The organism is Methylorubrum zatmanii (assembly GCF_014845115.1).
In the GTDB taxonomy this organism is placed as follows: domain Bacteria; phylum Pseudomonadota; class Alphaproteobacteria; order Rhizobiales; family Beijerinckiaceae; genus Methylobacterium; species Methylobacterium zatmanii.
Window position 1 is genome coordinate 1 of the sequence record NZ_NKUI01000167.1, and the last position, 9026, is coordinate 9026.

At 67.4% G+C, this 9026-nt stretch carries 5 protein-coding genes and 1 pseudogene; 3 read left to right on the top strand and 3 right to left on the bottom strand.

Features of this window, described 5'->3' with window-relative positions:
- Nucleotides 1-2551, bottom strand: a 2551-nt coding sequence (locus MZTS_RS19060; protein WP_192285024.1) for a MobA/MobL family protein, incomplete at its 3' end; no start/stop codon positions are given.
- 989 nt (nt 2552-3540) lie between these two features.
- On the opposite strand from MZTS_RS19060, the gene MZTS_RS19065 reads away from it, so the two are divergent.
- Nucleotides 3541-4455 (top strand): hypothetical protein, encoded by a 915-nt coding sequence (locus tag MZTS_RS19065; RefSeq protein ID WP_192285025.1) that lies wholly within the window; start codon nt 3541-3543, stop codon nt 4453-4455.
- A 111-nt stretch (nt 4456-4566) separates the two neighbouring features.
- On the opposite strand, the pseudogene MZTS_RS25335 reads toward MZTS_RS19065, so the two are convergent.
- Together MZTS_RS25335 and MZTS_RS19075 are read right to left on the bottom strand one after the other, a co-directional pair.
- A pseudogene (locus MZTS_RS25335) lies at nt 4567-4704 on the bottom strand (flagellin); the annotation flags it as partial.
- Between the two features lie 545 nt (nt 4705-5249).
- Nucleotides 5250-5870, bottom strand: coding sequence for a tyrosine-type recombinase/integrase (locus tag MZTS_RS19075; RefSeq protein ID WP_043343459.1), 621 nt, complete (start codon nt 5868-5870; stop codon nt 5250-5252).
- 1166 nt (nt 5871-7036) lie between these two features.
- On the opposite strand from MZTS_RS19075, the gene MZTS_RS19080 reads away from it, so the two are divergent.
- Nucleotides 7037-7474, top strand: a complete 438-nt coding sequence (locus tag MZTS_RS19080; protein ID WP_024830166.1) for an ASCH domain-containing protein — start codon at nt 7037-7039, stop codon at nt 7472-7474.
- 1 nt (nt 7475) lies between these two features.
- Nucleotides 7476-8948: a GNAT family N-acetyltransferase gene (locus MZTS_RS19085; protein WP_024830167.1), complete on the top strand. Its 1473-nt coding sequence runs from the start codon at nt 7476-7478 to the stop codon at nt 8946-8948.
- Nucleotides 8949-9026: the final 78 nt, after the last annotated feature.

Here is a 9026-nt window from a genome sequence, read left to right on the forward strand (position 1 = left end):
TGCCGGCACCCCTGCCTGCACCGGAGGCCGCGGGCGGGGCTGCCGGCGTTGTGGCGGCGCTCGGCGCACCGCTCTCTGCCACGATCGCGCGCGCGGCCTCCGGTGCAGGCAGGGGTGCCGGCATGGCCGAGGCGGTCAGCGAAGAGGCACGACGCGCCTCGGGCGTCCACGCGAGCGGCTGACCTCCGCCCGGATCCGCGGCCTCTGCGCCCGCACGATCGGTTTTGGGGCGAGGAGCGGCCGGCGTCAGCGGCGCACCGTTCGAGCGGCGAGCCCCGCCGAGGCTGGCGAAGGGCGGTCGGGCGAGTTCGTACTGGGGCTGTAGAGGCCGCAGGGCTGGGATCGGATCGACCTGAGCTTTGCCATGCCGCTCCGCCGCACGCGCGACGGCGTCCGACCAGGACGAAGCGGGAGTAATGACCGGCGCGACCGGAGCCGGCGGCTCTGTCGGTGGTTTTGTCGCGGGCCGCAGGTTCGGTGTCGGCATGATCGAGGCGATCGCCGGCGACGGTGCCTTGGTGACAGCCTCCGTCGTCTGCAGCACGCCCACGTCGTACCGATGCCAGAGCACCGCTGTGGCGGGCTCGAGGCTCGCCCGCACCCGTGCGGCGAACTCAGCCTCCGGGACCGGATCGATCGGAACAGTGGTGATCGCCAGATCCGGGCCCTCCGCGGAGCCCGATCCCGCCCGCGCCGAATCCATGAGTGGCGTTCGCCCGGCCAGGGAGAGGTCGGCGCGGATCCGGTCGAGCCGACCGGACGCGTCCGCGATCCGCGCCTCGTAGGCCGCAGCGAGCTGTCCCGCCCCCCGGTCGAGCCGCTCGCACAGCCCGGCGAGCGCGCTCCGGCGCGCCAGACCGAAGGGCGCGCCCTCCGGCACCGGGGGATCCTCCCCGGTGATCCCGCCCGGATCGGCCTTCGCGCCCCGAGCGTGCTTAAGCACCGTGCTCGCCGCCAGGAGCAGGCGAGGCCGGGACAGGGTCCGCGCGCAGACGAGCCGGGCCAGATCCCGCGCGAGCTCGAGCCGGCCGATCTCCACGACGAGAGCCAGCCCGCGCCGGATCAGTGCCCGCACCGGTTCGCCGGGGTCGCCGATGCCGGCGCGGGCTGCAGCGTTGGACTGGCCCGCTCCTCGGCTCGGCACGGCGAACTCGGCCTGCCGGCCCCGCTGCAGGAACAGGCCGATCTGGGTCCCGGTCGCCGCGGCCCGCGCCTCGAGGATGCGGTCCGCCTCGGCCTGCCACTGCCGTCGGGCGAGGTCGGCCCCCGCCTCGGTCAGGGCGCCTTTGCGCTCTTTGTTGTACTGGCGCGCCGGGATGTGCACGCCCGGCGCCTGCCCGATGCCGATCGTGGCGTAGGCGCGCAGGTCGTAGCGCTTGGCGATCCCCGCCTCGGCCAGCACCGCGTTGCAGCACGCGCCCCAGTTCGCGCGCAGCTCTCCAATCCAAGTGCGGTCGTGGCTGGCGCGATCCTTGGGCTGCCGGTAGGGCCGCGTCAGCACCCGGGTGCGGTTCGCCCGCCGCCTCTCGCAGGTGATCGCGAAGTCCCAGCTCGGTGCGCCCGTGTCCGGATGCGGCATCTGCCGCGCCGGGCGGTCGTAGTAGACGATGTGGACGTGGACGTTGCGCGCGTCGTTGCGTTCGTCGGGCGCGTGCACCACCGCCCAGTAGGGAAAACCCTTGGCCTCGAGCTTGCCCGTGAAGGCCTCGACGATGGCCAGCCGCTGACGGGCGTCGATCTCGTGCGGCAGCTCGGCGATGATCCGGGTCTGGATGCGCCCGCCGCGCCCCGGCGCGATCGCGACCGGCGCGTCCGCGCCGAGGCCGATGGCCCAGCGCCACAGCGCGAAGGCGTCCTCGGTCGGAAGCGTCAGCGTCAGGGGAGCCGAACGCTGCGGGCCCGCCGCCCGCAGCGTGGCCCGGGCCGCCTCCGGTGCCGCGTCGATCGCGGAGAGTGCCCGTGCCCACCAGTCCGGGTCACGCCCAGGCGCGATCCTGATCCGGTCGCCCCGGGCCGAGCGCTCGCTCTCCTCGACGAGCGTCCAGAACCGCGCTCGTTCCTCGGGCGTGTCGCCGATCGTGCCGAACGAGGCGAGCGCGAGGGCGGCGTCCGGATCTGCCTCGACCGCTCCGTCGCGCTCGAGGTAGGCCTGCTGCTCGCGACCGTCGCGGCCGGTGGCGCGTCGGCTTCGGGCCGGCCCGAGCCGCTCGGCGGCGCCCGGCCGCTCGATATACGCCTCGTGCGCGACGGCGCGTGATCCCTGGTAGCACCGGCCGGCCTTCGCGGCCCGGATCCTCGCCAGGATCGGCGAGGTCTTCGAGACCGAGGTCTGGGAGAAGTGGCAGGTCACCGCCCCGTCGCGCGAGAGCGGGCGCTCGCGCCCGCCGCGGCCGGCGAAGCGCACGCCCGGCGCACGATAGAGGTGCCGCAGCGTCTCCGGCAGGCGAGCGCGGCCGAGGCCGTGTTCGGGCATGAGCGGGCCGTCCGCGTCGTGGCAGAGCGACGCGAGGACGCCGCGCACGAAGGGGTGCGTGGTGATCGGATCGGGCATGTTCGATGGCCGCCGGCAAGCACCGGCAAGAGCAGATGGCCAAGCTTAGGCAGGCTCTACCGATTCGATCAAGCGCACAAAAGCATTGAGCGATTCGGTCGGAGTGGCTCGATTGGGTAGATCGATCTGACGTCTTGGATTTAAGAAAGGAATGGTTAGCTGTAAGGAATCGCTAACCATCTTAGATTGATCTGATGCTATATGTCTTACCCTAGATTGCATTCAGCGCTGTGCGATGTTCTGCCGCACGAGGCATCCCGAGCCGTCGTGGGGCGTGCTCGGACAGGTCGCTGGTACCCGACCCGGCCGCGAACCGGCGGACGTGTCAGACGGGCTTGGGCAGCCTCGTGCCGAGCCGATCGGAGCACCGCGATCCGGCGGCTGACGGCCCGGTCAGCCCGCCCTTGTTTGGGAAGTCGAAGCCGGCGCGCAGGTGCCGCCTAATCGGGAGCGGCCGCCGGGCTGCTCTGGATTAGGGGAGCTGAGCCCTGTTCCGGTTCGGCTCGCACCTCCGAGCCGAACCGGAACGTCTTTTTGGGGATCGTCCTTCCTGGGATCGATGTCATTCCGGGGGCCCGGCCGGGCTTTGGTTCGCGCGCCCGAGCGAACGGCAAAGCCCGGCCGTCGCCCGTCGGGGCGGCCGTCTTCCGGGGTTCTTTTCCGGGATTTTGAGGGCTGCCCAGGCCATCCGTTGAGGCGGCCCGGGCAGCCGATCCGGCGCTCCGATGGGATCAGCGGAAGCTTGACGGCTGGCCGCGCGTCCTGGTCGCCTTCACGCGTGAGCCCGTCGCCGATCCCCGGCGCGGCCCGAATGCGAGGTGCGTGGTGTCGTGAAGCGGAGAGTCACCAACCCGGACGTCCGCGAGGTGTTCGCGGCCCTGTGCGCCCGCTTCGGGCTGCAGCCCTACCAGCCCCGTCCCGGCGCAGCGTACGTTTGGGGCGAGGAGAAACTGCGGGCCCGCTGTAACCGCCTGATGCGGCAGCTCACCGTGATCGAGGCCGAGCAGGAGGCCGCGACGCAGGCCTTCGCCCGCAGGATGCACGAGCTCGGCCAACGGCGCGCGGCCTGCCTGCTCGAGCTGACGATGGCGGATTTGTATGCCGCGGCGGCGGAACGGTCGGGCAAGCCCGACGCGGCCGCGCCTGCCCCGGACTCAAACGCGCAGGCGGTGTCGCCCCTCGGGACGACGGTCGCACCCTCATCCGATCCGGGAAGCGGGGAGACGCCGACGCTTCCCGATCACGAGGCCGATCCGGGAAGCGGAGAGCCGGCGCCGGCTTCCCGGACGAACAACGGAGCGGGAGCCGAGGATGTGCATGGCGACGGCGTGTCCATGGCGCAGCGGCCTGCCGATCGTGACCCCGGCCCGGGGCCGGATGCCGATCCCATCGAGTACGATGTCGATCCGGAGCTCGCAGCCATGCTGCCGACGATCGAGGCGTGTGCGCCGGATTGGCGCGACGTCAGTTCGCCCCCGCAGAGCGTGCGTGAGCGCTTTCCCTTGTTCGAGAAGCGGATCGGTCCACTGAGGGATATCGACCGCGAGGATCTGATCGAACTCCTGGTGCTGCTACCCGCAGAGCATGACGATCTCGTCCGGGCGGCGCCCATCTTCGCGGCGCATCTGTTCGAGTGGTTCTGGTCCGAGGACGGGGCCGCCTGCCGGGCAGCGCTCTCGCAGGCGATCGAGCGGGAGCAGGCCCGCCGAGCCGTCTGGTGCAATCTGCTCGGGTGGTATCGTTGGGTCGTGGCGCTCGCGCCCGGCGGCTCGTGGCAGGCCGCGACGCGCGAGCAGGTCCGGGCGATGTTCCAGGAAGAGCAGGCTGAGTTCGTCGCAACCCTGGATCCCCATCGACTTTCGGTCTGGCTCGAACTCACAGCGCTTCTGGCCGGCGGCGCCTGAAGGACCGATGAGTACGGCAGGATGTTGAGCAGAGACCAGCAGGCCGGCAGCGCGGTTCGCCGGCAGACGCCCGGCGCGGGTCATCCGCCGCGCCGGGGGCCACGCTCGGGATCAGCGCAGGAGCTGGAGGATGCCTTGGTTGGCCTGGTTGGCCAGCGACAGCGCCGAGATCGCTAGCGACTGGCGCGTCGACAGCGCCTGCGAGATCGCGGCCTCCGCGTTCAACTCCGCGTTCACGAGGTTGCCCGAGGATGCGGCCGTGCCGCTCGGGCGGGTCGTCTGCGGCGTCGAGGAGCCGGTGCGGGACTACGAGCATCCGCGCGGCCGGGGCGTCCATCTCGATCCGTACGGGACGGGAGAGGTCGAGGAGCAGGATCTCGCCCGGGCCGAGGCTCGCGGTCTCGCCTCAGGCGAGAATGCGGGCGCGACCGTGGAGCGGCGTCCAGAGCACGAGATGGTCGAGCGCCCGCGCCCGGGCTTGTTCCGGGCTGCGCTCAAGCAGCTGGGCCGGGCCGCTTCCGGCCGCGAGCAGGACGACGCCGAGACGATGTAGCGCTGGTAGGCCTCGACGGGCACGGCCGCGTCCGGGGCGAGGCGGGCCGCGAAGAGTGGGGGCGAGAGCGGCGATCCAGGCCCGGCCGCTGCGGGCGTCCTGGGGGATGTGGGCGAAGCGGTGCTTGAGAATCACCGCCGTGCCGCCCGCGAGGGGTGCGACGGGCACGACGCGCAGGACGGCGAAGGCGGCGATTGGGTAATCCGTGGGGAGCGCGCCGGAGCGCGATCGCCCGAGCCGACTACCACATGCGGGCGGCAATCTCGCGTTCCTCGGCGCCCAGCACGTCTGCGTAGATGGCGGTCGTCGAGAGGCTGGCATGGCCGAGCCAGCGCTGCAGCAGGGTGAGCGGCACTCCTGAGCGCAGCGCGTGCACGCCGAAGCCGTGGCGCAGGCCCTTGGGCGAGGCCGCCGAGGCGCCGACCCCCGCCTCGCGCATCACCGCCTTGACCCGCTGCCAGGCGGTGCTGCGCCCGATCGGCCAGAGCCGCCGCTCGGACGGATCGAGGTCGTGCACGAGATCGAGGATGGCCATCACGCCCTCGGGCACCGGCACGTCGCGCACGATACCGGCGCGACGCTTCTTGAGGCAGTGCAGGCTGACGAGGCCCCCGGCCCGGTCGAGGTCGGCATGGGTCAGGGCCAGCGCCTCGGAGATGCGGCAGCCGGTCCAGGCCAGGACCAGGCAGAGGGTGAGGATCTCGGGCGGCTGACGGGAGGCCGCCGCGATGAAGCGGGTGCGCTCGTCGGGGGTGAGGTACTTGCGCCGGCCCTGGAGGGTGTGGAGCGACATGCCGGAGGGCGCGGGCGAGCGTTCGGCGGACCGCCGGGCATGGCCGGCCGGGAAAGGGCTGCGGGTCATGGTGGCGCGTCCTCGCACGCGGCGGAGCCGGTGCCTGGGTGATCAGAATTGCCAATTTTGTTCGGCGCCGCCCTCGGAGGCGCTTGGCGCGCTCTGTGGCGGGATGCAACGGCCGCGCTTGTACCGCAGCCTGCCAGACCTCTGCAAGCTAAAAATACGTTATGGATCAAGGAATGACAGAATTGGCAATTCTGTTCGACGTCATTATGCTTGTGTAGCGCTGGTCAGGGGTCGCGTAAAGATCCATGTGTGCCATCACACGCGATTAGATACTTCCGGCTGCTTTATCTGATCGCTGCGCCGGCCGCGCTCGCCGAGCTGCGCGTGATATCCAACGCAGTGCTAAGGCGTTGGCGAGCATGCGATATTCGACGCGAGAAGATATCCAACGCACCTGCTAGTGCGGTCTCCTCTCATGCCCAGCTGCTTCCCCGCGTTGGATATCACCGCGAGATGGATGGTGATGTCCAACGCGGGCGACCGACGCCGCAGGATGCTGTCGTGGGATGGCCGCTCCGGGGCCGCAGCTGAGGTCGGTTTCGACGAGCCTCCGTTGGAGCGACCGGCGCCGCGATGAGGCGAGAGCCGACCCCTGAAAGCTTCGCCGTGTGCGTTGCCCTCGTCTTGGTCACCTACCTGTTCGCCATGGTGGTCGGTGGCTGGCTCGGCTGATCCCTGTCGTACCCCTCAACCTGCAGATCCCAGCTCATGTCCGAGAGCCGCCGCTCCTCTTCGCACCCTCGTCGGTTCCGGCAGCGGCTGCGTCGCGCTGCCGACCTACTCCTGCCGGGTGATCGTCTATCGGACTTCGCTGCCTGGGCCGTGTTGATAATGCTGGCTGCCTTGCTGCTGCTGTTCGTGGTGCGTGAGATCTGCGACAGCGTGCTCACCGGCTGCCCAGGATACGATGGCGTCACGCACAAGAGGGAGGAGGAAGCGCTCTGTGCGGAGCCATATCGCGGAAGGGAAGTGCCCTCCGGTGGCCTGAATCGAGAACGAGGTGCTAGGATGGATCGCATCACGGGTCGCAGCACGTGATCGGGCGTTTGCAACAAAGAAAAATTTCCGTGCGCTAAACCGCGGCCTCTGTGCGAGCGACAAGCGAACGGTCAGCGAGACCCCCGTGTGGGGTGTTGTCGCGCGAGATCGTCAGCTAGATTCGAGGCATGGGAACCCTCGACCTGTTTCGCCACAATTTCGTGCTGAGCATCAAGCCTCAGTACGCGACGCGCATCGTCGACGGCGTGAAGACCGTCGAACTGAGGCGGCGTTTCCCCTATGGAACCGTCACAGGCGCACGCCTCTACGTCTATGCCTCTGTGCCAATTCAGGCCCTGATTGGCTATGCGACCATCTCAACGGTGGAAAGATTGGCAATCAGGGAAATCTGGGAAAAATACGAAGCAGTCGCCTGCATCGCCTCAGAGGATTTCGACACCTACTTCCGGGGTCGTGAGACCGGGTATGTGGTTCGGTTGGTGAACCCTATCAAGCTTGCGAATCCCGTCGGCTTACCCATATTGAAGGCCGAGCTAAATTTCACACCCCCGCAGTCGTTCGCGTACGCCCACGAGGGCTTCGAACGCCTCGTCGACGGAAGCTGACATGCGCCTGCTGATCGATGCGGACTTGTTGGCGGATCTTGAGCCGGACGAGCGGCCCGATCGTCAATTTGCGAAGCTCGAACATATTTGTGCGCGGAACGGGGTCGACCTGTATCTCCACCCCATCTCTCAGCCCTCTGCCACAGCTGCGTCGGCGAAAAACACTCTGGCGACTTTGCCAGGCAGTCACGCCCCTTCGAAAGCAGATATCGAACAGCATTTCGGCCCCTGCTCGACGGACGAAGGACTCAATGATGCCACCCTGTTGGATGCGGTAAGAACGAAGATAGCAGACTACGTCGTCTCGAACGACGCTGCCCTCCATGCGCTGGCCGCGTCTACGGAACTTGATGCGCTTGTGTTTACGGTTGACGACGCGCTTGCCTGGGCGCTTCGGTCTTACGAACTTGAAGATGTGCCTCTGCCGACCGTGTCGGAGGTAGCCGCTGGGGAACTCGAATTTACCGACCCGATCTTTGACGAGCTGCGCGAGGATTATGCTCCTGACTTCGACAAATGGACCCGCAAAATCTCGGATGACGAGAGAAAGTGCTGGATTGTGAGGGTCGATGGGCAGCTGGCAGCCCTAGTCATTAGAAAGGACGAAACCCACGCGGAAGCTAAGACAAAGCATCCGGGTCCAGACATACTAAAGATCAGCACGTTCAAGGTCGCTGAGGCTTTCCGGGGTCGCAAGCTTGGAGAGCAGCTCGTTAAGCAGATCCTATGGTTCGCTCAAAAGAACGACTATGATTTGGTGTATCTAACCGCATATCCGAAGCAGAAATCCTTGCGTTTGCTGCTGGAGGCATATGGCTTTGTCGTAGCTGAAACTAGGACGAACGGAGAGATGGTCCTAGAGAAGGCCATGGTTAGGGGACCGGTCTCTCCGCGCCAAGGGGAGAATGCCCTCGCAGCAAGCTGCCGCAGCTACCCCAATTTCGTTTGCGGCGCTGGCGTGAGCAAGTACGTCATCCCAATCCGTCCCGCGTACCACGCGATGCTCTTCCCCGAGTTCGGTTCTGCGGTTGCTGACCCTGCCGTGGAGATCCTGGGTAAGCCAGCAAACACGATCGAGAAGGTCTACCTCTGTCACTCTCCGACCAAGACGATGAATCCGGGGGACGTGATCCTCTTCTATCTGTCGAAGCAGGCCGGAACTCACGGCAGCCAATCGCTGACGACGGTCGGCGTAGTCAAATCAGTTAGGTGGAGTAACGATATCGACGAAGTGCGTCGCTGGACTGCCAAAAGGTCGGTTTATCCCGACAGTGAGCTGATTGAGATGGCTAGCAGGACGACACCGCTCTTAATCATCGACTTTTTGCTTGTAGGACATCTCACCGAGGTCGTTCCCATTAGTGCCCTTACGGCCCGAGGCATCCTCAGCAGCTTCCCTCAGTCAATCGTCAGAATTGAAGACGACGCGTTTGACGCCCTTAAAAGATCAATCGATCTCGGGTTCGAATTCTAGGTCTGACGTCGCTAGGGTCTGTCGTCGCCTGAACGTCTTGGGGGTGTGAGCGTTTTCCGTCCTCTGGATGGAGCGGGC

Bases quoted from the DNA above. Each gene is read 5' to 3' on its own strand.
- MZTS_RS19075 (WP_043343459.1), bottom strand. From the start codon at position 5,870: ATGACCCGCAGCCCTTTCCCGGCCGGCCATGCCCGGCGGTCCGCCGAA.
- MZTS_RS19080 (WP_024830166.1), top strand. From the start codon at position 7,037: ATGGGAACCCTCGACCTGTTTCGCCACAATTTCGTGCTGAGCATCAAG.
- MZTS_RS19085 (WP_024830167.1), top strand. From the start codon at position 7,476: ATGCGCCTGCTGATCGATGCGGACTTGTTGGCGGATCTTGAGCCGGAC.